We start from the raw sequence: 24,318 nt of genomic DNA, 5'->3' as shown, positions 1-24,318 counted from the left end.
CATGAGCGACGACCGGGGGTTCGCCGACGAACAAAGTCCGCGACGGCTGCTGGAATCCACAGTTGCCTACAGCGGTCCCATCTGGGACGTGGTGAAGGAAAAATTCACCCTGACTGACGACGGCGAACCCCTGGTCCGCGACTTCATCTCACACCCCGGCGCCGTGGCCGTCCTGGTCATGAACGACGCCGGTCAGGTGCTGCTGATCAACCAGTACCGGCATCCGGTGCGGATGACGCTCTGGGAAATCCCCGCCGGCCTGCTCGATGTGGAGGGCGAGGACTACCTGGCGGCCGCCGTACGCGAGCTGGCAGAAGAAGCCGACCTGGTGGCTGAGGACTGGAGCGTCCTGACCGATCTGTTCCTCTCACCCGGCTCCTCGCGCGAAGAACTGCGCATTTACCTGGCCCGCGGGCTCCAGGAAATTCCCGAAGCGGAACGTCACGAACGTTTCCATGAGGAAGCCGAAATCAAGATGCTCTGGGTGGATCTGGACGACGCCGTGCAGGCGGTCCTCGAAGGCCGGCTGCACAGTCCCTCGGCAGCCGCTGCCGTCCTGGCCGCAGCGGCCGCACGCCCGTCCGGCTACAACAACCTCCGGCCGGCCGACGCGCCGTGGCCGGAGCATCACTCAGAGCACCACGCCTGGCCTCACGGATCCGTCCGCTAGGGGAATGGGTGTCCACCGCCGTCCCCGCCGCAGGCAGCGGCCCCGGTAGCCGGTCCGCGCAGGACCGGGCTTCCATCAACGACACCATCGATCTGGTTCTGCAGTCCCAGCTCAACCCCACCCTCATCCTGGACAGCTCGGAGCTGGCTGCTGCCACGTTCCTGGCAGCCTCGGCTCCTGCTGAATCTGCCGCTGCGGCCCCTGCAAAGCCCGCAGCCGCCGGCACAGGCCGTCCCGCCGCCGGAGACCCCGCCGCCCGGAGCAAGCGGTCAGCCGAGGACGAACTGCGGTCCACCGCCGTCGGACGCGCGATCGGCAGCTATCTCCAGCACATGGCCGTTGAACGCGGGCTGGCCCGGAACACCGTTGATGCCTACCGCCGGGACCTGCTCCGGTACGCCCGTTTCCTGGCCGCCGGCGGCCGCACCGACGTCACCGCCATCACCCACCACGACGTCACCGCGTTCGCCCGTTCGATCGTTGAAGGGTCGGACGGCGCCGCAGCACTGAGCATCCGGTCCGCTGCCCGGACCATCGTGGCTGTCCGCGGCCTGCACAAATTCTGGGCGCTCGAAGGCGTCACCGCCAGTGATCCGGCGAGCGACGTCCATCCGCCGATGCCGGGCAAACGCCTGCCCAAGGCCATCAGCGTCAACGAAGTCACCCGCATGCTCGAGGCGGTTCCACTCGATACCCCGGCCGGCCTGCGGGACCGCGCTCTGCTCGAGTTCCTGTACTCCACCGGGGCCCGCATCAGCGAAGCCGTGGGCCTGGACATCGACGACCTGTCCCTCGAACGGATTCCGGCCAACGGCCCCGACGTCGTGCGCCTGTTCGGCAAGGGCTCCAAGGAACGCCTGGTGCCGCTGGGCTCCTACGCCGCCCGCGCTTTGGACGAATACCTGGTCCGCGGCCGGCCCGGCGCAGCGGCCAAGGGTAAAGGCACACCGGCCCTGTTCCTGAATGCCCGCGGCGGACGGCTAAGCCGGCAAAGCGCCTGGACCATCCTGAAAGCCGCTGCCGAGCGTGCAAAAATCGACCGGGATGTCTCCCCGCACACGCTTCGGCATTCCTTTGCCACCCACCTGCTGGAGGGCGGAGCCGATGTGCGCGTGGTCCAGGAGCTGCTGGGCCACGCATCCGTGACGACCACCCAGGTCTACACCCTCGTCACCGCCGACACGCTGCGCGAGGTGTACGCCGCGGCCCACCCCCGCGCGCTGTGAGCAGGATCCCGGGCGAAGCGCCGGACCCGGCGTCCAGCCGCGCCACCCCTGTGGTGCTCTGCTTCCTGTTCCGGGAAACCCCGGACGGCGGGCAGGAAGTGCTGCTGGGCCTGAAGAAGACGGGGTTTGGCATCGGCCGGATTGTCACCCTCGGCGGGCACGTCGAGCCGGGGGAATCCTCCGGACAGGCCGCTGTGCGGGAGGTCTTTGAGGAGTCCGGCGTTATGGTCGCGGAGGAGGACCTCGAACCCGCTGGAAGCATTGAGTTTATGTTCCCTGCCCGGCCGGAGTGGGACATGTCCACCGTTGTCTACCGCACCTGGAACTGGACCGGGGAGCCGGAGCCGTCCACCGAGATCACGCCTGCCTGGTATTCCGTGGATGCCGTGCCCTATACCCAGATGTGGGAGGACTCGGCGTACTGGCTGCCCAAGGTCCTTTCCGGGGACTACTTTGCTGCCGCCGTCACCCTCGCTCCGGACAACGAGTGCGTGGGCAGCGTCGTCTTTTCCTGACCCGTCTGAATCTGGCTGGCACTGGCCCTGCCTGGCCCGGCTGGCCCTCCTGATCCCGCTCCGGACAGAGCTAGTGCGCCGCGGGACCCAGCCGGTCCGCCGCACGGCTGCCGTCATCCACCAGCTCCACCGCAGTGGCCTTGGCCAGCCCCGCCAGCGGCATGCCGACATACATCGATTCGGCACGGTCCACCACATAGGTCTCGTGCCAGATACCGACGCTGCCCGGTGCCTTGCGGGCCCGCCGGTTGAACGCCGCCCAGGCCGGGCGGTGAGCCGCGTCCGGCTGGCTCGCATAGGCGAACAGCTGCTCGGCGGACTTCCAGTACTGAACTACCAGCGGTCCTCCTGCCCCGATGGTGAGGCGGTATCCCAGCAGGCCGGAGTTTGGATCGGCCGAGAGCTCCGCCAGCATCCGCGGCATGGCGGCAAAGGCCGGGATCCACAGGTCCGGACGCCACGGACGGTTGATCCGCATGCCGATCAGGAAGACCACCAGCGGGCCGGTGTGGTGATGGGTAGAACGCTGGCTGACGATGCGAGCCATAACCAGGCCCCTTTCACTGCTGGATAGTGATGCTATCCAGACTAGAGAGTTACACTATCCAGCACAAGGGGGGATTGCCATGCGGATCTCAGAATTAGCCGCCGCGTCAGATGTGCCGGTGGCCACCATCAAGTTCTACCTGCGGACCGGCCTGCTTCATGACGGGCGGCAGACGGCGCCCCGGCAGGCCGACTACGACGACGGCCACCTGGCCAGGCTGCGGCTGATCCGCGCCCTGCTGGGGGCGGGCGGCCTGTCGGTAGCCGCTGCGGGAGAGGTGCTGCGCCAGCTCGATGATCCGCCGGAATCGGGCCATGATCTGCTCGGGGCTGCACATCATGCCCTGGACGCCGGTGCCCAGCCGAAGCAGGAGCAGCAGCAGGCGGAGCATCCCCGGGCTGACGCGCTGCTGGAAGCGTGGGGCTGGCAGATCGACCCGGAGGACCATAACGCGCGGCGCGGCCTGGAACGGGCGCTGCAGGGCCTGGAGGACGGCGGCTTCGAGCCTCCGGCCGGATTCCTGGACATGTATGCCGCCGCGATGCGGGAGCTGGCCACCCGGGAGGTGGAGCAGGTTCCTATCAACCCGCCCGACGCCATGCGGTACGTCGTCCTGGGAACCGTCCTGGTGGAGCCGCTGCTGCTGGCCCTGCGCAGGCTCGCCCAGCAGGACGCGTCCCGCCGGATGTTCTCCGCACCGGGCCCGCCGGCTCCCCGAGCCGGGTAACGTGCCTTGAATCTGCACAAAAAACGCCCGCCGCGGGCCCGAAGGCCGAACCCGCAGCGGGCGTTATTAGTTGAAGCGGCAGATTAGCCCAGGTGCCGCTCGTCCGCGCCGTTGTATTCGCTCAGCGGCCGGATCAAGGCGTTGGACTCGAGCTGTTCCATGATGTGCGCTGTCCACCCGGTGATCCGCGCTGCGACGAACAGCGGCGTGAAGGTGGCGGTGTCGAAGCCCATCAGGTGATAAGCCGGACCCGCCGGGTAATCGAGGTTCGGCAGGATGTTCTTCCGCTCGGCCATCGCCGATTCCAGGGCCGTGTAGAGCTCACCCAGATCCGCCCGGTCATAGTGCTTGACCATGGCGTCCAGGGAGGCCTTCATGGTCGGCACGCGTGAGTCCCCGTTCTTGTAGACCCGGTGGCCGAAGCCCATGATCTTTTTCTTGTCCGCCAGCGCGGAGTCCAGCCAGGCCGCGGCGTGGGCCGCGACGTCGTCGCCCTGTGCGCTGGCGGTGATCGCCTCGAACGTGTGCATCACCGCTTCGTTGGCGCCGCCGTGCAGCGGGCCTTTGAGGGCACCGATCGCGCCGGTGACTGCGGAGTGCAGGTCTGCCAGCGTGGAGGTGATCACCCGCGCCGTGAACGTGGAGGCGTTAAAGGAATGCTCGGCGTACAGGATCATCGAAACGTTGAAGGCTTCCACGACATCCGGCGCGGCCTCTTCCCCGAACGTCATCCACAGGAAGTTCGCCGCGTATCCGAGGTCCTCCCGCGGTTCCACCAGGTCCTCGCCGCGGCGGCGGCGCTGGTCGTAGGCGACGACGGCGGGCATGGCGGCAAAGAGGCTGACGGACTTCTCCATGTTGGCCAGCCGGGAGGAGTCCTCGGCCTTCGGGTGCTCCGCGCCCAGAACGGACGCTGCGGTCCGGCAGACATCCATGGGATGACACGTCGACGGCAGGGCATCGATTACCGCCTTCAGCTCCGGGGTCAGGGCCCGCTGGGACCGCTCGCCGGCGGTGAATTCCGCCAGTTCCTCCGCGGTGGGCAGCTCGCCGTTCCACAGCAGATAGGCCACTTCTTCAAAGCTGCAGCGGGCAGCGAGCTCCTGGACCGGATAGCCCCGGTAGAGCAGGGAGTTCGTCTCGGGGTTGACCTTGGAAATACTGGTGGTGTCCACCAGCACTCCGGCCAGGCCCTTGTGAATGGTTGTTTCTGTCATCTTTGGGACTCCTTCGTCGTGGTACGCAGATCAGGGGTGGGGCGGCGCCTTCTTCTTGGTGGGTGGCTCTGGACGGCCAGGTCAGGCCGGGGCCGGTGTTCCGGGGTTCCCGGGGACCTGGAAATTGAAAACTGAGGTATCGAAGCGGTTATACGCCTCATAATCCACCAGATCGTACAGGCGCGCACGTGTGAGCATGCTGGGAACCGCGGCAGCCTGCGTGCCCTCGGCCCGGATCACGTCCAGGGTCCGTTCCGCCGCACCCATGGCGCTGCGCAGCAGGGTCACCGGATAAATGACCATGTTGACGCCCGCGGAGGCGAGCTGGTCATAGGTGAACAGCTCGCTTTTGCCGAACTCGGTCATGTTGGCCAGGATCGGGACGTCGACGGCGGCGCGGATGGCCGCGAACTCCTCCACCGTTTTCATGGCTTCCGGGAAGATCGCGTCGGCGCCGGCCTCGACCAGGGCCCGGGCCCGGTCCTGCGCGGCTTCCAGACCCTCGACGGCGCGGATGTCGGTGCGGGCCATGATCAGGAAGTTTGGATCCCGCCGGGCGTCCGCCGCGGCCCGGATCCGCTTGGTGGCGGTGTCCAGGTCCACCACGTTCTTGCCGTCGAGGTGGCCGCAGCGCTTCGGATTGAACTGATCCTCGATGTGGCAGCCGGCCAGGCCGGCGTTTTCGAGTTCCTGGATGGTGCGGGCCACGTTCATTGGCTCGCCGAAACCGGTGTCGGCATCGACGATGGCCGGCAGGTCCGTCATCCGGGCGATCTGGCCGGCGCGGGTGGCGACTTCGGTGAGCGTGGTCAGCCCGATGTCCGGCAAGCCCAGGTCATTGGCGAGGACAGCGCCGGAGATGTAGACGCCGTCGAACCCTTTCTCCTGGATCAGCCGGGCCGAAAGGGGATTAAACGCGCCCGGATACTGCTGCAGGGTGCCGGAGGTGAGGCCCTCCCGCATGGCGATGCGCTTCTGCTCGGGGGTGGTGGAGGAGTACAGCATTTAGAACAGTCCCTTCGGGGCTGCCGCCGGATCGATGACGCCGGCGGCTGCGGTGATGTTGAGCTGGTCCAGTTCGCCCGGGGCGAGTTCGGGCAGCCGTTCGGCGGCGGCGATGAAGCGGTCGATCTCCGCTTCGGACACCAAGCCGGCGGCGAGGGTGCGGAACTTGTGGATGTAGTCGGCGCGGACGAAGGGCCGGGCGCCCAGCGGGTGGGCATCGGCCACGGCAATTTCATCGGTGATCACGCGGCCGTCGGTGAGGGTGATGTCCACCCGCCCGCCGAAGGCCTTCTCCGCGATGTCCAGGGAATGGTAGCGGCGGGTCCATTCCGGATCCTCGACGGTGGTGACCTTGTGCCAGAGGTTGACCGTGTCCGGCCGGCCGGCCCGTTCCGGGGAGTAGGAATCCACATGGTGCCAGGCGCCGTCCTGCAGGGCGACGGTGAAGATGTAGGGGATCGAATGGTCCAGCGTTTCGCGGGAGGCCGTGGGATCGTACTTCTGCGGATCGTTGGCGCCGGAGCCGATCACGTAGTGCGTGTGGTGCGACGTGCTGATCAGCACCGAGGCAACGTTGGCCGGGTCGGTGGCCTCGGGGTGTTCGCGGTGGATCCGCCGGGCCAGGTCGATCCAGGCCTGGGCCTGGTACTCCGCGGAGTGTTCCTTGGTGTAGGTGTCCAGGATGGCGCGCTTCGCCTCACCGGGAGCGGGAAGCGGCACCGTGTAGGCGGCGTCGGGTCCGTCCAGGAGCCACGCGATCACACCGTCTTCGCCCTCGTAGATGGGGGTCGGGGAGGTCTGGCCGCGCATCGCCCGGTCCACCGCTTCGACGGCCATCTTGCCGGCGAAGGCCGGTGCATGGGCCTTCCAGGTGGAGATTTCGCCCTTGCGGGACTGGCGGGTGGCGGTGGTGGTGTGCAGCGCCTGGCCAATGGCCTGGAAGATGGTTTCGGTGTCCAGTCCCAGCAGGGTGCCGAGGCCGGCCGCGGCGGACGGGCCGAGATGCGCCACATGGTCGATTTTGTGCTTGTGCAGGCAGATGGCCTTGACCAGGTTCACCTGGATTTCGTAGCCGGTGGCGATGCCGCGCAGCAGGTCCGCACCGGAGGCGCCGGTGTGCTGTGCGGCGGCGAGGATCGGCGGAATGTTGTCCCCGGGGTGGGAGTAGTCGGCTGCCAGGAACGTGTCGTGGTAGTCCAGTTCCCGCACAGCGACACCGTTGGCCCAGGCGGCCCACTCGGGGGAGGTTTTGGCTTCCACGCCGAAGACGCTGGCTCCGGACCCGCCCGACGACGGCGCGAAGGAGAGAGCCTGCGCGCGGGCGGCCACGATGGGTGCGCGGTTCAGCGACGCGACGGCGACTGAGGCGTTGTCGATGATGCGGTTGATCACCATGTCTGCGGCGTCAGCGCTCACCTCAACCGGGTCAGCGGCGACTTCGGCGATTTTCCAGGCCAGCTGGTCTTCGCGGGGAAGGTTCTCATCGCTGCGGTAGACCCGCAGGTTATGGGCTTTCACGGTGGGCAGTCCTCTCGGTCAGGGGTGGTGGACGGTACTGAAGTGCTCAAGGCTTTTGTGCAGGTGGACGGCGGTGGCGGCCGCTGCCATCGCAGGGTCGCCGGAGGCGATTGCCCCGGCAATCGTGGCGTGCTCGGATGCGGTCTCGCGCAGCCGGGCCGGATTGTCCTTGGCCAGGCGGCGGACCCTGGCAAGATGCAGGCGCACATTACCGAGCGCCTGGGTCAGGTAGGGATTGGCAGCGGCTGCGTCGATCGCCGTATCGAGACGGGCCACGAGGGCGTAGTAGCCCTGACGGGCTGGATCTTCCTCCGGGTCGGCTCCCAGCCGGGCCGCGGCGGCGTCGAACTCACTGCGCAGCTCCCGGAAAACGGCGGGATCGCGGCGGCCGGCGGCGAGGGCGGCTGCCTGGCATTCCAGGGCCTGGCGCAGTTCGAAGAGCGCGCCCACGGTTTCGGGGGAAATGGGGGTGACGACGACGCCGCGTCCGTTGTGCGGTGCCGCGAGCCCGTCGGCGGTGAGCCGGCCGAGGGCCTCGCGCAGGGGAGTGCGGGAAATCCCGAGACGCTGGGACTGTTCAACTTCGCCGAGGACTGTGCCCGGGGGAAGGCGCCATTCCACGATGTCCTCGCGGAGCATGGCGTAGGCGCGGTCGCTGGCACGCATGGCGCGCTCCTTCCCACTGGTGTGACGCTGAAGCACCAGTGTATACAGAGAATCAGGCGCCGAGGGAAAGTTTCCAGAATTTCCGAGTCCTGGCTGCCGCTGTGTATACACAGGTGGACGGATTCGGAAGTGCAGAGAGACCCCGTGTGACGCCCGGCACGGCCTGGATCCACCGTGGTCTGACAGGATGGGAACGGCGGCGGTGCGCCGGCCTGGGCCCCGGCAGCGCTGGGACAAAGGGAAACTGAGACCAAGGGAATGGGGCCCGCGCAGGTGCTGGGAGTTGTTGAGGGATTCACCGTTGTACTGATCATCGTGGTGGTGGGCTACGCGGCCGCGGCCCTTCGGCTCGGCCGCGGAAAGGACCTCAAACCGGCGCTGACCGCGGTGATCTACTACATCACCAACCCTGCCCTGATGTTCATTCTCCTGGCCGAGGCTCCCGTGCAGCAGGTGCTGGGGACACTGGCCCCGGCCGCGCTCGCGACCACCGCAGTGTGCGGGCTGCTCTATGCCCTGGTGGCGAAGCTGTTCCTCCGCCGGAATGCGGCTGACACCGCCGTTGGTGCGATGAGCGCTTCCTACGTAAACGCCGGGAACATCGGGCTGCCGATCGCGCTCTATGCGGTGGGCAGCGCAACCCCCGTGATCTCCGTGCTGGTCGCCCAGCTGCTCATCGTGGCGCCCGCCTACCTTGCCCTGTTCACCTTTACCGCCCGGCGGCAGGCACTCGCCCGGGAGCGGCTGGCAGCGGGTCCGGGAGCACTGGCAGCGCCGGCCCGCCGCCGCCGTCATCCGCTGGCCGCTGCCAGGGCTGTCCTGCTGCCCTTTGCCAACCCGGCGACGATCGGGACCGTGGCCGGGCTGGTTGTGGCGCTGACCGGCGTGAACCTGCCCACCGTGGTGTGGGAGCCCCTGTCCCTGCTGGGACACGCCTCCGTTCCACTGCTGCTGCTGGTGTTCGGAATGAGCCTGTTCGGCCAGCGGCCGCTCGCCGACGGGTCGGTCCGGGCAGACATCATCACCGCCACCATGTTCAAGATCGTGGCTGCTCCGCTGGTGGGCTACGCCGTCGCGCGATGGGTCTTCGGACTGGAAGGGGAAGCCCTCTTCGGCGCCGTGGTGATGAGTGCCCTGCCCACCGCGCAGAACGTCTACCTGTTCGCCAGCCAGTTCGGCATGAAGTCCGTGGTTGCCCGGGACGTGGTGTTCCTGACCTCCTTCCTCTCCTTCCCCGTGATCCTGCTGGTGGCATTCTGGCTCGCCTGAGACCTCCGTGCCCTACCATGGCCGGTACGGCAGTGGCCCTCCGGAGGAGACGGGCACTGCGATACCAGCCGCGAATCAAGGAGGATTCATGGGCACCGAGGGCTACGCAGAAACCTACGCCGCCGCAAGCGGGAACCCGGAGAAATTCTGGCTCAGCGCCGCGGAGCTGGTGGACTGGGATGTGGCCCCGGCCCTGGCCCTGGACGAGGGCCGCCCGCCGTTTTACCGCTGGTTCCCGGACGGCAGGCTGAACACCAGCTTCAACGCACTGGACCGGCACGTGCTCGCCGGACACGGGGACCGGGCGGCCTTGATCTATGACTCCGCCATGCTGGGCCTGACGCGCACGTACACCTACGCGGAGCTGCTGGCCGAGGTGGAGGCCTTCGCCGGTGTCCTGCATGCCCAGGGCGTCCGGGCCGGGGACCGGGTGGTCATCTACCTGCCGATGATCCCGGAAGCCGTCATCGCCATGCTGGCCACCGCCCGGCTGGGTGCGGTGCACTCGGTGGTGTTCGGCGGGTTCGCGGCGGCCGAACTGGCGGCGCGGATCGACGATGCCCGGCCCGACGCCGTCGTCACCGCCAGCGGGGGACTGGAGCCCAAGCGCCGGGTTGAGTACCTGCCCACCGTGGCCGAAGCCTTGGAAGGCGCCGCCCACCGGGTGCGGGCCGTCATTGTGGCTGCCAGGGAGGGGTTTGCGCACACGGTTCAGGAGTTCGATGGCGCCGGCGGCGCCCGGTGGGCAGACTGGGCAGGGCTGGCCGCGGACGCCCAGCCCCAGGGGCCGGTGAGTGTGGCGGCGACCGACCCGCTGTACATTCTCTACACCTCCGGCACCACCGGCTCACCCAAGGGGGTGGTGCGGGACAACGGTTCGCACGCCGTCGCGCTGGCCTGGTCCATGGCTAGTATTTACGACGCCGGCCCCGGGCAGGTGATGTGGACGGCCTCGGACGTTGGCTGGGTAGTGGGGCATTCCTACATCGTCTACGGACCGCTGATTGCCGGTGCCACCACAGTGCTCTACGAGGGGAAGCCGGTGGGAACGCCCGATGCCGGCGCCTTCTGGCGGGTGGCAGCGGAGCACAACGTGGAAGTCCTGTTCACCGCCCCGACCGCGCTGCGGGCCATCCGCCGGGCAGATCCGGAGCTGGCGCTCGCCGCCGGGTACGACCTGGCGAAGCTGCGGACACTGTTCGCGGCGGGGGAGCGGCTGGACCCGGAGACTTTCCGCTGGATCTCGGATGCGCTGGGAATCCCGGTGGTGGATCACTGGTGGCAGACCGAAACCGGGTGGGCGATCTGCGCCAATCCCATGGGGCTGGACCCCCAGCCGCTGAAGGCCGGATCGCCCACCTTCCCGGTGCCGGGGTTCCGGCTGCGGGTTCTCGATGGTACCGGGGCTGAGGTCCCTGCGGGAGCAGAGGGCAACATCGTGCTGGACCTGCCGCTGCCGCCGGGCACGCTGTCTACCCTGTGGGGCAGCGATGAACGCTACCGCGCGTCCTACCTCGAAGCCTTCGAGGGCAGTTACGCCACCGGGGACTCCGGGTATGTGGATGAGGACGGGTACGTGTTTGTGATGGGCCGGACCGACGACGTGATTAACGTGGCCGGGCACCGGCTCTCCACCGGGGCGATCGAGCAGGCCGTGGCGAAGCACCCGGACGTCGCCGAATGTGCGGTGATCGGTGTCCGGGACAGCCTCAAGGGCCAGCGGCCGTGCGGGTACGTGGTGCTGAAGGCCGGGTCCACGGCCACCGAGGCCGAAGTCCAGGCGGCGCTCGCGGACCTGGTCCGCCGGCAGATCGGCCCGGTGGCGGACTTCCGCGACGTCCGCGTGGTCGACGGGCTGCCCAAGACCCGGTCCGGAAAGATCCTGCGCAAGACCATGCGCCAGATCGCCGACGGTGAGGACTTCTCCGTGCCCTCCACCATTGAGGACCGGTCGGTGCTGGACGCCCTGGTGCCGCTGCTGCGCCCGGCGGTGCAGCGGGAGGCCTAACCATGGCGGCGCGGCTCCGGAACGCCGGTATAACGGATCCGGCCCGGTTCGCCGGGCGGGTGCTGCTGCCCGTCGCCGGGCTCGGCGCCGCGCTGGCCGCGCTGTCCCGGCTGACGGACGGAGGCGACCCGGCTGCGGTGCCCACCCTCGTTCTGCGCCTTGTGGCTGGTGCGGTGGTGTCGGCCTGCGTACTGGGATGGATTCTCGGCCGGGCCCGCCGCGGGGCGGGCACCTCAGGGCGGGACGACGGCGTTGTGCCCTTCCCGGACGGGCTGCGGGCCTTTGTGATGGGCGCAGCCGCGTGGCTGGTGCCTGCCGCCGCTGCCTTTGGGGTGCTGGCGCTCACCGGGTTCCCGCTCACCGTGGTGGTTGGGCCGGCCGAGTTGGCCGGCACCGTGCTGCTCCTTTTTGCCGCCGTACTGCTCTGTGAAGCGTTCCCGGAGGAAATCGTGTTCCGCGGCTGCGTGCTGCGGGTGCTCAGCGAACGGCTGCCGGGGCTAGGAGCGAACGTAGTCCAGGCTGTCCTCTTCACGGTTTTCGCCCTTGCCCTGCGGGGCTGGACCGGGACCGCTGACCTGTTCCTCTTTCTTGGCATGGGGCTGGGGCTGGGCTACCTGCGCACGGTGTCCGGATCGGTGTGGACCACTGTCGGATTCCATACTGCCTTCCAGGCCGGCGCGCAGCTGGTCCTCAGCCACGAAGCCGTGGACTTCTCCGGGACGGCAGGGCTGAGCATGCTGGCGCTTGGCATTGTTCCCTTCGCCGCCGGCATCATCCTCGTGGACCTCCTGGCGCCGGCCCACCCCCAGCTGTTCGCCCGGGGCAGGCAAAAGGCCGCCCCGGAGTAACCGGGGCGGCCTTTAACCTGTTCAATACGCGTATCTGGTCAGCGCGGGCAGCTTAGGCCGGGCTGGACGACTTCTCCGCTTCCGGCTCTTCCTGGATCCGTCCGGCCAGCCGGTCCTCCCACGAGGTCATGACCGCTTCATCAGTCCGCGGGCTGAGCAGGGAGATGACCACGTAGACGGCGGCCGAGGCGATCAGCCCAAAGTAGATCGGCTCGTTGGCGTAGACACCGTCGTACGGCTGTTCGCCGGTGACTTCCAGGAAGATCATGGTTGCCAGGGTCGCGATGGTGCCGGCGACCATCGAGGCAGCGGCGCCAAGGCCGGTGCCCCGCTTCCAGATGAGTCCGCCGAGGATGGCAACCAGGAGTCCGCCGACCAGGATGTCATAGGCGATGGTCAGTGCCGCGACCACGTCCTGGACCACGATGGCCAGGGTGATGGCCACCAGTCCCAGGCCGAGGACCCAGACCTGGCTGCGGGCAATATCGTGCTCCGGATTGCCGGCCGCACGTTCGCCATTTTCCGGTTTGGCGGCGCCGAACCAGCTGCGGACATACGGCACCACGTCGGTGCGCGCCACGGTGGCGGCAGCAATAAGCGCGCCGGAGGCGGTGGACATCATCGCTGCCACGGCCGCGGCCAACACCAGGCCGCCCAGGCCCACCGGCAGCAGGTTCATCGCGACGTCGGCGTAGACATCGTCCTTGGACTCGATGCTGGGCAGCACCACCGAGGCGGCCATACCGATCAGGGCGCCGGCGACGCCGTACAGGATGCAGTAAATACCGGCGGCGGTGCCGCCCCAGCGGGCGATCAGCGGAGTGCGGGCCGTGAAGACCCGCTGCCAGATGTCCTGCCCGATCAGCAGGCCCAGGGTATATACGACGAAGTAGGTGATGATGCTCTGGGCGCCGATACCGGTGATGTTGAAGAACTCTGCGTCCACGCGCTCACGGATGCCGTCCAGCCCGCCCGCCGCGGAGAAGGTGAAGGGCAGCATCAGGGCAAAAACGCCGATGGTCTTGATGATGAACTGAGCCATATCCGCCAGGGTGATGGACCACATGCCGCCGATCGTGGAGTAGATCAGCACTACGGCGCCGCCGATGGCGATGGCTACCCAGCGCTCCCAGCCGAAAAGCACCACGAAGATGGTGGCGTACGCGCCCGTGGAGGTGGCGCACAGCATCAGCGTGTAGGCCAGCATCACAATTGAGGACATCTGTGTGGATTGCGCACCGTAGCGCAGGGAGAGCATCTGCGAGACGGTGTAGATCTTCAGCTTCTGCAGCTTGGAAGCGAAAAGCACGCTGATCAGCAGTACCCCCGCGCCGATCGCCACCACCAGCCACATGCCGGAAATGCCGTACTGGTAGCCTAGGCCCACACCGCCGACCGTGGAGGCGCCGCCCAGGACGACGGCGGCCATGGTGCCGGTGTAGAACAGGGGGCCGAGCCGGCGCCCGGCGACGAGGTAGTCGCTTTCACTGCGGGTGCGGGTCTTGCCCCACCAGCCGAAGGCAAGCATGCCAACGAGGTAAGCCACCACGATCGCCGCGTTGAGGTAGTCCATTCAAATCCTGTCGATAGGAGGCGGTACCGGGCGAAGCCACGGGTTCTGCCTCAAGATATGCCTCAAGGTCAACTTATGTTTACCAAACGCTATTGCCGAACAGGGCGATGGGTCAAAGGGAAGGCCGGATTGTGTCCGGACTGAAACCCGGGCTACCGCCGCCAGGCGTACTCCAGCTCCGGCCGGCCGGGGGAACCGTAGCGCGGGGAGCGCTCCACGGCACGCTGTGCCTCCAGATGCTCCAGATAGCGGCGGACGGTAATACGGGACATCGCCAGTTCCGCGGACAGCTCCGACGCCGACAGGGGCGCGGCCGCGTTCTTCAAAGCCCCGGACACCGCCGCCAGTGTTTCCGGCGCAAGGCCTTTCGGCAGGGCCGCAGCATGCTGGGGGCGCAGGGCAGCCAGAGCCTGGTCCACCTCGGACTGAGTGGTCGAAGCGCCCTGCCCGGCCAGCAGCAGGCGGTACTCACGGTAGGCGGCTAGCTTGGCGCGGAACACGGCAAACGTGAACGGCTTGATCAGATACTGCGCTATGCCGGCCGACATCGCCTGCCGGACCACCGGCAGCTCCCGGACAGCGGTAATGGCGATGACGTCCGCCGGGATTCCGCTGCCCCGGATCCGCCGCAGCAGGTCCAGGCCGTGCAGGTCCGGCAGGTTCATGTCCAGCAGGATCAGGTCGCAGGCTGAACCGGCCGCCGTCAAGAATCCCAGGGCCTCCGCCGCCGTATGGGCGACACCGGCCAGGGCAAATCCCTCGCAGCGCCGCACATACTCGGCGTGGGCTTCGGCCACCACGGGTTCATCCTCCACCACCAGAACGGTGACCTGATCTGCCGCGTTCACTGCCGCACCCCCGCCGGAAGCGGGATCCGCACCGTGAACCTGGCACCGCCGCCGTCCGCGTCATCGAGCACCAGCGTGCCGCCAAGCCGCAGGACCGCCTGCCGGACCAGGGGCAGCCCGAAGCCCCGGCCAGCCCCGGCCGAGAACGGCCCCGCCGCGTCCTTGGTGCTGAATCCCTGTTCGAAGATCTTCTCCCGGGACGACGGCGGTATGCCCGGACCGCTGTCCTGGACACTGATCTCGAAACCGTGCCCGGTGGTGCCGCGGTCCACGGCCAGTCGGACGGCCACCCACGGCGACGGAAGACCCTGGACAGCGTCGAAGGCGTTGTCCAGCAGATTGCCCAGAACCGTCACCAGTTCACCGGACTCCAGCAGTGCCGGCCCGGTTTCCGCGGCCGGATCATCGGCGAGTTCGATCCCTACCCGGATTCCCCGCTCCCTCGCCTGTGCCTTCTTGCCGGCCAGCAGCGCTGCCAGTGCGGGATCCCCCATGGAGGCGGCGACGTCGTCCGCCAGCTGCTGGGCGTGCGCCAGGTCCCGGGTGGCGAATTCGAGTGCTTCCTTCGGGCGGTTCAGCTCAATCAGGGACACCACCGTGTGGAGGCGGTTGGCGTGCTCGTGTGCCTGGGACTGCAGTGCATCGGTCAGGGTGCGCATGGACTGAAGCTCGCCGGTGAGGGCCTCCACCTCGGTATGGTCGCGCAGCGTGGTCACCGTCCCCATCCGGCGCGGTGCCGGAGCGGTCAGGGGCCGGCCGATCCACCGCCGGCCCGGCGTGCCGTTCCTGCCCGGCGGCGGCACCGCGGGGGACTGGTTCACCACCAGGATCCGGTCCCGGGTGAAATGGAATTCGTCCTGGGCGCTCCGGCCGGTGTGCAGCAGGTCGGCGAGGGGAGCGGGCAGTCCGAGGTGCCGCGGATCCTCCGGGTCGGCGCCGCTGCTGAGCCGCAGGCCCAGCAGTTCCGCGGCATGCTCGTTCCAGAGCACCAGCCGGCCGTCGTTGTCCAGGAGCAGCAGGCCTTCGCGCAGGGAATGCAGCGCGGAGTCGTAGAACGTGAACATATCCCGCAGTTCCTCCGGGTTGCGGTCCCGGGTGGTGCGCCGCAGGTACCGGCTCAGCCCGTAGGCTGCCAGGGACCCGCAGGCCAGCGCGGCCAGCGAAATGATGAACGCGGCCGGGAGCTGGGCGTCCCGGGCAATCCCCACCCGGTCCACCGTGATGCCGGCTGACACCAGGGCGGTCACGGCGCCGTCCGGCCCCATGACCGGAGTGATGGCCCGCACCGAGGGGCCGAGGGTGCCGGTGTACACCTCGGTGAAGGGCTCTCCGCTCAGTGCCTCGTCAATCGACCCCAGGTAAATCCTGCCGATCTGCTCCTCGCTCCGGTGGGTAAACCGGGTCCCGTCGGGAGCCATGATGGTCAGAAAATCGATCCCGGCGGCGTCCATCACCGCGCGGGCAAAGGGCTGCAGTGTGCTGCTTGGATCCGGGGAGGAAGCGGCGGAGAGCACAAACGGATCCGCTGCCACTGTCTCGGAGATGGCCAGCATCCGCGCAGCGGTCTCCGTGTAACTGCGCTTTTCTGCCTGGTGATAGAGCGCCCAGGACAGACCTGCGGACAGGCAGACGATAAAAACCAGCTGCCCGATGAGCAGCCGGCTGGCGAGACTCCACTTCCCCACACAAACTCCGATGACTTATTCCAGGTGCCCGCTGCTGTCCTGCCGGGCTGCGAACAGTATGACCACAACCGTGACAGCGATCACATTGCGCGGCGACGATATTGAGGAGCGATCCCGTCCCCGGGGAACAGGCCGGCTCCGAAGACGGAGGCGGCGGAAAACCTGCCGTGCCGGACGGATCAACAACCAAAGCCTAGGAGCCGTACCCACATGGCATCTGCCACCCCTCCCAACGGCGCCGGCTCACCGACGAGCCGCCGCACCAAGGATAAAACGCATTTCCTCTACATTGCCGTCATCCTGGCGGTGGTCCTCGGCGCCGTCCTGGGCCTGCTGAGCCCGGACTTCGCCAAGGGGCTGAAGCCCATGGGAACGGCGTTCATTGCGCTCATCAAGATGATGATCGCCCCGGTGATCTTCTGCACGATTGTCCTCGGTATCGGCTCCATCGCCAAAGCGGCCACGGTCGGCAAGGTGGGTGGGCTGGCGCTGGGCTACTTCATCCTGATGTCCACCTTCGCCCTGGCCATCGGCCTGCTGGTGGGAAACCTGATCCACCCCGGGACCGGCCTGAACCTCGAAGCCAGCGCTGCTGATGCACCCGCCGCTCCGGAGGACGGTGAAGGACTGGTCGGTTTTGTCCTCAGCATCATCCCCGCCACGCTCCTGGCCTCACTGACCGGTGAGAGCATCCTGCAGACCCTCTTCGTTGCCCTGCTGGTTGGCTTCGCCCTGCAGAAGATGGGTCCCGCCGGTGCGCCCATCCTGACCGGCATCGGCCACCTCCAGAAGCTCGTCTTCCGCATCCTCGCCATGGTGATGTGGCTGGCGCCGATCGGAGCCTTCGGCGCGATTGCCGCCGTCGTCGGCGAAACCGGTGTAGGCGCGATCAAGAGCATGGCCGTCCTGATGATCGCCTTCTACATCACCTGCATCCTCTTTATCGCCGTTGTCCTGGGCAGTGTGCTCAAGCTCTGCACCGGGGTGAACATCTTCAAGCTGATGCGCTACCTGGGCCGTGAATACCTGCTGATTTTCTCCACGTCCTCTTCGGAAGTCGCACTGCCGCGCCTGATCGCCAAGATGGAACACCTCGGCGTTTCCAAGCCCGTGGTCGGCGTGACCGTTCCCACCGGCTACTCGTTCAACCTGGACGGCACGGCCATCTACCTGACCATGGCGGCTCTCTTCGTGGCCTCGGCCATGAACAAGCCGCTGGAATTCGGTGAGCAGATCTCCCTGCTGGTCTTTATGATCATCGCTTCCAAGGGTGCGGCCGGTGTCACCGGGGCCGGTCTGGCCACGCTGGCGGGCGGCCTGCAGTCCCACCGCCCGGACCTGGTGGAAGGCGTCGGCCTGATCGTCGGAATCGACCGCTTTATGTCCGAAGGCCGCGCGCTGACCAACTTCACCGGCAACGCCGTCGCCACCGTCCTGATCGGCACCTGGACCAAGGAAATCGACAAGGAGCAGGTCAACGCCGTCCTGAACCGGGAGCGCCCGTTCGACGAAGCCACCATGGATGACGATCACCACCAGCCCGCGGCTCCCGCAGCGGATCCCGAGCTGGAAACCGCCACGGTCCGCTAAGACCGCTCACAGCTTCGGTATCCGGTGCAGGGTCCGGATACCGGGCCAAAGGGCGCTCCCGCAGTCAGCGGGGGCGCCCTTTGTGCTGGGCGGGGCAGCCGGGTGTCCGGGGCGATGTTGGGGAACCCCTACCGGGCGGCGGCCGCCGGCGGGGACAATGGTTGGATCAGCACAAATCCGCCTGGGAGGGTACGCCCGCAGGAGGAAATGCTCTCCCGGGCTTTTGAGAAGGAGGGGTTATTTTGCTGAAGGAACAAGAGATCATGGCGGTCCTCCCCGCCACGGACATGGCAAGGGCCAGCGATTTCTACGCAAACGTGCTGGGCCTCGATCCGCCGCAGGTCCTGGATGATGAGAACCTGCTCTATCACAGCGGGAATGGAACGGGATTCCTGCTGTACAAAACCGACAACGCCGGCAGCGCCAAGAACACGCAGATGGGGTGGGAGACCAACGATCTTGACGGTGAAGTGGCCGATCTTCGGAGCCGCGGCGTTGTCTTCGAGGAATACGATTTCCCGGGCCTGAAAACAGAAGGCGGCATTGCCTCCACGCCCGTGGGGAAAGCCGCCTGGTTTACGGATACGGAGGGCAACATTCTGAACCTTTTCCAGCGCTTGTAGCCATCCGGATGCTGGGTCCCTTTCAGCGGTTCCAGCCGGCTGCCCCGGCGGCGGCGGCTGGCCTGCTGAGGGAGGATCCGGTGCCCGCCGTCCAAAGCTTCTAGTTAAGGTTGAGCGTCAAGGCTCGCGGCGTTCCACGCCGCTGATTCGCGGTATCGGTGTTGCACAGTTGTAATCTTGGAGAGGACAGCCGCAGGACAGCTAGAGACGGAAGCGTGGATTTATACGTGAGCTTTGAACAGAGTTCCACAACTCTGCAGGACGCAACGCAGGGTGCTGCCGATGAAGCCATGGGTCCGACCGGCCGCCCGCTGACGGAATTCCCCGAGCCTCCGGTCCTGACCTCCCACGGTCCGGCCCGCATCATCGCCATGGTCAACCAGAAGGGCGGAGTCGGTAAAACGACGTCGACCATCAATCTGGGTGCCGCCCTCGCCGAAGCCGGACGCAAGGTCCTGCTGGTGGACTTTGATCCGCAGGGCGCCCTCTCCGCCGGGCTGGGGACCAACCCGCATGAACTGGACGTGACCGTCTACAACGTGCTGATGGACCGCAAGGTGGACATCCGCGATGCCATCCAGGAGACGCACGTCGAGAACATCGACCTGCTCCCCGCCAACATCGACCTCTCGGCAGCAGAAGTCCAGCTGGTCAACGAGGTAGCCCGTGAGCAGGTGCTGGAGCGCGCGCTGCGCCGGGTCTCGGATGACTACGACGTCATCCTGATCGACTGCCAGCCTTCCCTGGGCCTGCTGACCGTGAACGCGCTGACCGCCGCCCACGGCGTGATCATTCCGCTGATCTGCGAGTTCTTCGCCCTGCGCGCGGTGGCGCTGCTGGTGGAAACCATCGAGAAGGTCCAGGACCGGCTGAACCCGGGACTGCAGGTCGACGGCGTGCTGGCCACCATGTACGACGCACGGACCCTGCACAGCCGCGAAGTGATCGGCCGCCTGGTCGAGGCCTTCGGCGACAAGGTCTTCGAGACCGTCATCAAGCGCACCATCAAGTTCGCCGACGCCACCGTCGCCGCCGAGCCGATCACCTCCTACGCCGGCAACCACGCCGGTGCGGAGTCCTACCGCCGCCTTGCCAAGGAACTGATTGCCCGCGGCGGCGCACCCTAGCCTCGCGGCGGACGCCGGGGCAGGGGAGACCCAGGAGCAGGCAGCAGACGCAGAGGGACACCAGCCCGGCGGATTCGAAGTCCGGCTGGAGAACTTCCGCGGACCCTTCGACGTGCTGCTGGGCCTGATCTCCAAGCACGAGCTGGACATCACCGAAATCGCCCTGGCCACGGTCACGGACGAGTTCATTGCCTATATCCGTGCCCTGACCGCTTCCGGCCAGGGCTGGGCCCTCGACGAAGCCAGCGAGTTCCTGGTTATTGCGGCAACGCTCCTGGATCTCAAGGCAGCCCGGCTGCTGCCGGCCGGGGATGTGGAAGACGACGAAGACGTTGCCCTGCTGGAAGCACGGGACCTGCTCTTCGCCCGGCTGCTGCAGTACCGCGCGTTCAAGGAAGTGGCTTCGCTGATGGGCACCCGGCTGGCCGAGGAAGGCCTCCGGTTCCCGCGCGATACCGCCTTGGAACCGCATGTGGCAGCGATGCTGCCGGAGCTGGTCTGGCGGACACCGCCCGAAGAATTTGCGCGGCTGGCGGTCAAGGCGCTGGAACCCAAACCCGGAATACCCACCGAAGTGGGGCTGGCGCACCTGCACGCTCCGCGCGTCAGCGTCCGGGAACAGGCACAGATCATCAGCGGCCGTCTGGCGGAGCGCAGCCCGCTGACCTTCACCGAACTGACCGGCGGAGCAACTCCGCTGGAAACCGTGGCCCGGTTCCTGGCCCTGCTGGAAATGTTCCGGGACGGAGTCCTGGCCTTTGACCAGCCGGAGCCGCTGGGCGAACTGCGGATTATCTGGACCGGGACACCCGGTGCGGATGGAGAATGGTCCGCGGAAGCGCTGACGGAAGAATACGACGAGGAGATGCATGCAGCACCCGCCGACGCCTGAGCCGAACAGCATCCATTCCCGGCCCGGCGGACTCCGGGCAGCGGCGGAAGCCGTGCTGATGGTGATCAACGAACCCGTGACCGCCGCCCAGCTGGCCGCAGCCCTGGAGGTTCCCGCAGCCGAGGTGGCCCAGGTCCTCGCCGATCTGCGCGAAGACTATGACGGCTATACTGGGGGTGGATCCACCGGGCTGCGCGTTTCCCAACCGCGGGGCTTCGAGCTCCGTGAAGTGGCCGGCGGCTGGCGCATTTACTCGCGTCCCAGCTATGCGGACATCGTCGGGCAGTTTGTGCTGGAAGGGCAAAGTGCCCGCCTCTCGCAGGCAGCACTGGAAACCCTGGCCGTGATCGCCTACCGCCAACCGGTGTCCCGGGGACAGGTATCAGCTATCCGGGGAGTCAACGTGGACTCCGTGGTCCGAACGCTTATCCAGCGCGGGCTCGTCGAGGAAGCGGGTACCGAACCGGAGACCGGTTCGCTGCTCTACGTCACGACACCGTACTTCCTGGAGAAACTGGGGCTGGGCAGCTTGGAGGAGCTGCCGCAGATCGCACCCCACCTGCCCGGGCTGGAAAACCTTGCAGAATTTGAAGAGACTACTTACTAACCGCTACACCCGAAGGATTCTTAATGACACAGGCACCCCGTTCCGGAGCAGGCCGCAGCAATCCGCGCGGCGGAGGGGCCTCAGGCGGCAGCCGGGGCTTCGGCAAGGGCTCCAAGCCCTCCACCGGCCGCACCGGCGGACCGAAGTCCGCTTCGGACCGCGGCGCCCCCTCCGAGGGCTACAAGTCCGACGGTTTCAAGTCCGGCGCCCCCAAGTCGGGCGGTTTCAAGTCCGGTGCACCCCGGTCGGGCGGCTTTAAGTCCGGCGCGCCTAAGTCCGGCGGTTTCAAGTCCGGTGCCCCCAGGCCGGCCCGCGACGAGGCACCTGCAGCTGACGGCTACCGGTCCGGCGCCCCCAAAGCCGGCGCCCCCAAGACCGGCGGTTACAAGTCCGGCGCGCCTAAGTCCGGTGGCTTCAAGTCCGGCGGTCCCAAGAAGGGCGGCGGCGACCGTGCCTTCCGCAACGAACGCTTCGGACAGAACCTGGGCCCGGTTACCAAGCGTCCGCACACCCGCCGCCCGGGCAAGCCCGTGGTGTCCGAACACCACGATCCCGAAGGCATCCGGCTGCAGAAGGTCATGGCCAGTGCAGGCGTAGCCTCCCGCCGCGTGTGCGAGGAGATGATCCAGGAAGGCCGGGTGGAGGTCGACGGCGAAGTTGTCACCGAACTCGGTGTGCGCGTTGACCCCAAGACGGTTTCCATCCATGTGGACGGTATGAGCCTGCAGCTGGACGAGACGCAGAAGTACTACGTCTTCAACAAGCCCCGCGGCGTCATCTCCACGATGGAGGACCCGGAAGGCCGTCCGTGCATCAGCGACTACCTCAAGAACACCAACAAGCACGAGCGCCTCTTCCATGTCGGCCGCCTGGACAACAACACCGAGGGCCTGCTGCTGCTGACCAACGACGGCGAGCTGGCCAACCGCCTGACCCACCCCTCCTACGAGGTTCCGAAGACGTACCTGGTGCAGGTCCGCGGTCCCATGGCCCACGGCGTCGGCGCCCAGATGCGCGAAGGCCTGGAACTCGAAGACGGTTTCGCCAAGGTGGATTCCTTCCGCCTGGTCGATTCCACTCCGGGCCACATCCTGGTGGAAGTGGTGCTGCACTCCGGCCGGAACCGGATTGTCCGCCGCCTGTTCGAGGCCGTTGGTCACCCGGTCGAGCGCCTGGTGCGCACCCAGATGGGTCCGATCCGCCTCAACGACCAGCGCCAGGGCAGCATCCGCGTCCTCGGCCGCCATGAAGTGGGCCACCTGCTGGCTTCCGTAGGGCTGTAGCCGGTGACGGTACTGGTTAACGGGGGTACACACCTGTCCGGGCCGGTCCTGGTGATCGGCACCGGCCTGCTCGGCGCCAGCATCGGCCTGGGCCTGCGGGCCCGGGGGATCGACGTCGTGCTCTCGGACATCTCTCCCTCCACGGAAGCGGTGGCGAAGGACATCGGTGCCGGGCGGCTGCTCTCCGGCGTCGAGGCGGGCTTCGCGCCCCAGCTCGTTGTTGTCGCGGCTCCGCCGGATGTCACCGCGCCCCTGGTGGCGCAGGCACTGAAGGACTGGCCGGGCGCCGTCGTCGTCGATATCGCCAGCGTGAAGGCCGCCGTCCTGGCCGGCCTCGAAGGCACCGGAGCCGACCTGTCCCGCTATGTGGGAACACACCCGATGGCCGGACGCGAAAAGTCCGGTCCGGTGGCCGCCCTGGGTGACCTTTTTATGTCCAATCCATGGGTGATCTGCGCCGGGGAGCACAGCTCAGCCGAGGCGGTGAAGACCGCGGAGGCCCTGGCCATCGATCTTGGTGCCGTTGTGTCGCGTATGGACGCCGAGGACCATGACCAGTCCGTTGCATTGATTTCGCACCTGCCGCAGGTGATGTCCTCGCTGGTGGCCAGCCGGCTGCAGGAAACTCCGCCGTCGTCGCTGGCGCTGGCCGGCAACGGACTGCGGGACGTGACCCGGATCGCCGCCAGCGAACCGAAGCTGTGGGTGCAGATTCTCAGCGGCAACGCTCCGCGGCTGGTCTCCATCCTGCAGGGGGTCCGCGAGGACCTGAACCGGCTGATCAACACGCTGGAAAACCCGGAGGCGGACGGCGCCCGGCTGGACATGGCCCAGCTGATCGCGGAAGGCAACACCGGACAGGCCCGGATTCCGGGCAAGCACGGCACACCGCCGCAGTCCTTTACCAGCTTCACGGTCCTGGTTGATGACACCCCGGGCCAGATCGCGCAGCTGCTGACCGAAATCGGTGAAATCGGCGTCAACCTGGAAGACCTCCGGCTGGAGCACGCCTCCGGACGCCAGGTTGGCCGGGCGGAAATCTCGGTTCTGCCGAGCAAGGTGCACGGGCTGGTCAGCGAACTGACCTCGCGCGGGTGGAAGGTAGTGGAGTGAGCGAAGAACGTAATCCGGCCCAGTTCCGGCTGGGCAAGCCCCTGGTGGTTGCCATCGACGGTCCGTCCGGATCCGGCAAGTCCAGCATCAGCCGGGAAGCGGCCCGCCGGCTGCGCGCCGCCTACCTCGACACCGGTGCGATGTACCGTGCCGTCACCATCGCCTGCATGCGTGCCGGGATCGACCTGACCGACGCCGTCGCCGTCGAGGCCGCCACCCGTGCCGCGGACATTCAGCTGAGCACCCACCCTGACCAGGAATGGGTGCGGGTTGGGGGAGAGGACGTCACCCAGGCGATCCGCGAACCCGAGGTCTCCTCCAACGTCAGCGCCGTGGCCACCACCCTCGGTGCCCGCGCAGATTTGGTCCGCCGGCAGCAGCAGCTGATCAAGGACTCCGGACTGCGCATCGTCGCCGAGGGACGGGACATCACCACGGTGGTGGCGCCCACGGCTGAGGTGCGGATCCTGCTCACTGCTTCGGAAGAGGCCCGCCTGCGCCGCCGCGGCGTCCAGCTGGGCGGATCACAGACCACCGCGCAGCTGCGCGAACAGGTCCTGACCCGCGATGTAAAGGACTCCACCGTGGTGAACTTCCAGAAGGCAGCCGACGGCGTGGTGACCATCGATTCCTCCGACCTGGACTTTGAAGAAACTGTCCAGGCTGTCCTGGACGTTGTCTACAGCAGCACGCACTGACTTTTGCAGCGGTGAAGCGCCGGGCCCCAATGGGGTCCGGCGCTCCTTGCCGTGTTTCAATGG

General features: G+C 67.3%; 23 protein-coding genes. 15 read left to right on the top strand and 8 right to left on the bottom strand.

Features of this window, described 5'->3' with window-relative positions; all coding sequences use genetic code 11:
- Position 1: 1 nt before the first annotated feature.
- The 3 genes from AL3_RS12795 (at position 2) to AL3_RS12785 (ending at position 2,411) form a co-directional block, all read left to right on the top strand.
- Positions 2-670: an NUDIX domain-containing protein gene (locus AL3_RS12795; RefSeq protein WP_066301480.1), complete on the top strand. Its 669-nt coding sequence runs from the start codon at positions 2-4 to the stop codon at positions 668-670.
- A 284-nt stretch (positions 671-954) separates the two neighbouring features.
- On the top strand, positions 955-1,896 hold the full coding sequence (gene xerD, locus AL3_RS12790; RefSeq protein WP_066301553.1) for a site-specific tyrosine recombinase XerD: 942 nt from the start codon (positions 955-957) through the stop codon (positions 1,894-1,896).
- A complete protein-coding gene (locus tag AL3_RS12785; RefSeq protein WP_246168509.1) occupies positions 1,893-2,411 on the top strand; it encodes an 8-oxo-dGTP diphosphatase in 519 nt (172 codons plus the stop codon). The genes xerD and AL3_RS12785 overlap by 4 nt, the downstream gene beginning before the upstream one ends.
- A gap of 70 nt (positions 2,412-2,481) precedes the next feature.
- Here AL3_RS12785 and AL3_RS12780 read toward each other — a convergent pair whose 3' ends face one another.
- The gene (locus AL3_RS12780) at positions 2,482-2,958 is read right to left on the bottom strand and encodes a DUF4188 domain-containing protein (RefSeq protein WP_066301478.1); all 477 of its coding nucleotides are present in this window, start codon (positions 2,956-2,958) and stop codon (positions 2,482-2,484) included.
- A gap of 79 nt (positions 2,959-3,037) precedes the next feature.
- Between AL3_RS12780 and AL3_RS19055 the strand changes: the two genes are divergently transcribed.
- Positions 3,038-3,685, top strand: a complete 648-nt coding sequence (locus AL3_RS19055) for a MerR family transcriptional regulator (protein WP_066301476.1) — start codon at positions 3,038-3,040, stop codon at positions 3,683-3,685.
- An 83-nt stretch (positions 3,686-3,768) separates the two neighbouring features.
- Here AL3_RS19055 and AL3_RS12770 read toward each other — a convergent pair whose 3' ends face one another.
- The 4 genes from AL3_RS12770 to AL3_RS12755 form a co-directional block, all read right to left on the bottom strand.
- The gene (locus AL3_RS12770) at positions 3,769-4,902 is read right to left on the bottom strand and encodes a bifunctional 2-methylcitrate synthase/citrate synthase (protein ID WP_066301473.1); all 1,134 of its coding nucleotides are present in this window, start codon (positions 4,900-4,902) and stop codon (positions 3,769-3,771) included.
- A gap of 81 nt (positions 4,903-4,983) precedes the next feature.
- The gene (gene prpB, locus AL3_RS12765) at positions 4,984-5,907 is read right to left on the bottom strand and encodes a methylisocitrate lyase (protein WP_066301469.1); all 924 of its coding nucleotides are present in this window, start codon (positions 5,905-5,907) and stop codon (positions 4,984-4,986) included.
- Complete coding sequence (locus AL3_RS12760) at positions 5,908-7,425, bottom strand: MmgE/PrpD family protein (protein WP_066301467.1); 1,518 nt, start codon at positions 7,423-7,425, stop codon at positions 5,908-5,910.
- Between the two features lie 18 nt (positions 7,426-7,443).
- Positions 7,444-8,091 (bottom strand): GntR family transcriptional regulator, encoded by a 648-nt coding sequence (locus AL3_RS12755; protein WP_066301464.1) that lies wholly within the window; start codon positions 8,089-8,091, stop codon positions 7,444-7,446.
- A gap of 258 nt (positions 8,092-8,349) precedes the next feature.
- On the opposite strand from AL3_RS12755, the gene AL3_RS12750 reads away from it, so the two are divergent.
- The 3 genes from AL3_RS12750 (at position 8,350) to AL3_RS12740 (ending at position 12,216) form a co-directional block, all read left to right on the top strand.
- Positions 8,350-9,360, top strand: a complete 1,011-nt coding sequence (locus AL3_RS12750; RefSeq protein ID WP_246168510.1) for an AEC family transporter — start codon at positions 8,350-8,352, stop codon at positions 9,358-9,360.
- A gap of 88 nt (positions 9,361-9,448) precedes the next feature.
- Positions 9,449-11,368 carry an AMP-binding protein gene (locus tag AL3_RS12745; protein ID WP_066301460.1) on the top strand — a complete coding sequence of 640 codons (1,920 nt, stop codon included), beginning with the start codon at positions 9,449-9,451 and terminating at the stop codon, positions 11,366-11,368.
- A 2-nt stretch (positions 11,369-11,370) separates the two neighbouring features.
- Positions 11,371-12,216: a CPBP family intramembrane glutamic endopeptidase gene (locus AL3_RS12740; RefSeq protein ID WP_066301458.1), complete on the top strand. Its 846-nt coding sequence runs from the start codon at positions 11,371-11,373 to the stop codon at positions 12,214-12,216.
- A gap of 52 nt (positions 12,217-12,268) precedes the next feature.
- Here the strand turns inward: AL3_RS12740 and AL3_RS12735 are convergent, their stop codons facing one another.
- The 3 genes from AL3_RS12735 to AL3_RS12725 all read right to left on the bottom strand — a co-directional run bounded on the left by AL3_RS12735 (position 12,269) and on the right by AL3_RS12725 (position 16,322).
- A complete protein-coding gene (locus AL3_RS12735) occupies positions 12,269-13,789 on the bottom strand; it encodes a sodium:solute symporter family protein (protein WP_066301456.1) in 1,521 nt (506 codons plus the stop codon).
- Positions 13,790-13,941: 152 nt separating this feature from the next.
- Positions 13,942-14,637, bottom strand: coding sequence for a response regulator (locus AL3_RS12730; RefSeq protein ID WP_066301453.1), 696 nt, complete (start codon positions 14,635-14,637; stop codon positions 13,942-13,944).
- Complete coding sequence (locus tag AL3_RS12725; protein ID WP_066301452.1) at positions 14,634-16,322, bottom strand: sensor histidine kinase; 1,689 nt, start codon at positions 16,320-16,322, stop codon at positions 14,634-14,636. Before AL3_RS12725 ends, AL3_RS12730 begins: the two co-directional genes overlap by 4 nt.
- Positions 16,323-16,532: 210 nt before the next feature.
- On the opposite strand from AL3_RS12725, the gene AL3_RS12720 reads away from it, so the two are divergent.
- The 8 genes from AL3_RS12720 (at position 16,533) to cmk (ending at position 24,255) form a co-directional block, all read left to right on the top strand.
- Complete coding sequence (locus tag AL3_RS12720; protein WP_066301450.1) at positions 16,533-17,912, top strand: cation:dicarboxylate symporter family transporter; 1,380 nt, start codon at positions 16,533-16,535, stop codon at positions 17,910-17,912.
- A 242-nt stretch (positions 17,913-18,154) separates the two neighbouring features.
- Entirely contained in the window at positions 18,155-18,535 is a 381-nt protein-coding gene (locus AL3_RS12715; RefSeq protein ID WP_066301447.1) for a VOC family protein, read from the top strand.
- A gap of 227 nt (positions 18,536-18,762) precedes the next feature.
- On the top strand, positions 18,763-19,662 hold the full coding sequence (locus AL3_RS12710; RefSeq protein ID WP_066301445.1) for a ParA family protein: 900 nt from the start codon (positions 18,763-18,765) through the stop codon (positions 19,660-19,662).
- On the top strand, positions 19,640-20,554 hold the full coding sequence (locus AL3_RS12705) for a segregation and condensation protein A (protein WP_066301441.1): 915 nt from the start codon (positions 19,640-19,642) through the stop codon (positions 20,552-20,554). The genes AL3_RS12710 and AL3_RS12705 overlap by 23 nt, the downstream gene beginning before the upstream one ends.
- Positions 20,532-21,161, top strand: coding sequence for an SMC-Scp complex subunit ScpB (gene scpB / locus AL3_RS12700; protein ID WP_066301437.1), 630 nt, complete (start codon positions 20,532-20,534; stop codon positions 21,159-21,161). Before AL3_RS12705 ends, scpB begins: the two co-directional genes overlap by 23 nt.
- Before the next feature lie 23 nt (positions 21,162-21,184).
- Entirely contained in the window at positions 21,185-22,444 is a 1,260-nt protein-coding gene (locus tag AL3_RS12695; protein WP_066301436.1) for a pseudouridine synthase, read from the top strand.
- 3 nt (positions 22,445-22,447) lie between these two features.
- Positions 22,448-23,557, top strand: a complete 1,110-nt coding sequence (locus AL3_RS12690; protein ID WP_066301435.1) for a prephenate dehydrogenase — start codon at positions 22,448-22,450, stop codon at positions 23,555-23,557.
- Positions 23,554-24,255, top strand: coding sequence for a (d)CMP kinase (gene cmk / locus AL3_RS12685; protein WP_066301434.1), 702 nt, complete (start codon positions 23,554-23,556; stop codon positions 24,253-24,255). Before AL3_RS12690 ends, cmk begins: the two co-directional genes overlap by 4 nt.
- Positions 24,256-24,318: the final 63 nt, after the last annotated feature.

The sequence above is a fragment of the Arthrobacter luteolus NBRC 107841 genome, assembly GCF_001552075.1.
Lineage (GTDB): Bacteria > Actinomycetota > Actinomycetes > Actinomycetales > Micrococcaceae > Arthrobacter_B > Arthrobacter_B luteolus.
The sequence above is the reverse complement of the archived record's forward strand: the minus strand, read 5'-3'. Positions and strand labels throughout refer to the sequence as shown.

Coding starts and splice junctions, on each gene's coding strand:
- AL3_RS12695 (WP_066301436.1), top strand. CDS start 21,185: ATGACACAGGCACCCCGTTCCGGAGCAGGCCGCAGCAATCCGCGCGGC.
- AL3_RS12735 (WP_066301456.1), bottom strand. CDS start 13,789: ATGGACTACCTCAACGCGGCGATCGTGGTGGCTTACCTCGTTGGCATG.
- AL3_RS12780 (WP_066301478.1), bottom strand. CDS start 2,958: ATGGCTCGCATCGTCAGCCAGCGTTCTACCCATCACCACACCGGCCCG.
- prpB (WP_066301469.1), bottom strand. CDS start 5,907: ATGCTGTACTCCTCCACCACCCCCGAGCAGAAGCGCATCGCCATGCGG.
- AL3_RS12795 (WP_066301480.1), top strand. CDS start 2: ATGAGCGACGACCGGGGGTTCGCCGACGAACAAAGTCCGCGACGGCTG.
- AL3_RS12770 (WP_066301473.1), bottom strand. CDS start 4,902: ATGACAGAAACAACCATTCACAAGGGCCTGGCCGGAGTGCTGGTGGAC.
- AL3_RS12720 (WP_066301450.1), top strand. CDS start 16,533: ATGGCATCTGCCACCCCTCCCAACGGCGCCGGCTCACCGACGAGCCGC.
- AL3_RS12740 (WP_066301458.1), top strand. CDS start 11,371: ATGGCGGCGCGGCTCCGGAACGCCGGTATAACGGATCCGGCCCGGTTC.
- AL3_RS12750 (WP_246168510.1), top strand. CDS start 8,350: ATGGGGCCCGCGCAGGTGCTGGGAGTTGTTGAGGGATTCACCGTTGTA.
- scpB (WP_066301437.1), top strand. CDS start 20,532: ATGCAGCACCCGCCGACGCCTGAGCCGAACAGCATCCATTCCCGGCCC.
- AL3_RS12745 (WP_066301460.1), top strand. CDS start 9,449: ATGGGCACCGAGGGCTACGCAGAAACCTACGCCGCCGCAAGCGGGAAC.
- AL3_RS12755 (WP_066301464.1), bottom strand. CDS start 8,091: ATGCGTGCCAGCGACCGCGCCTACGCCATGCTCCGCGAGGACATCGTG.
- AL3_RS19055 (WP_066301476.1), top strand. CDS start 3,038: ATGCGGATCTCAGAATTAGCCGCCGCGTCAGATGTGCCGGTGGCCACC.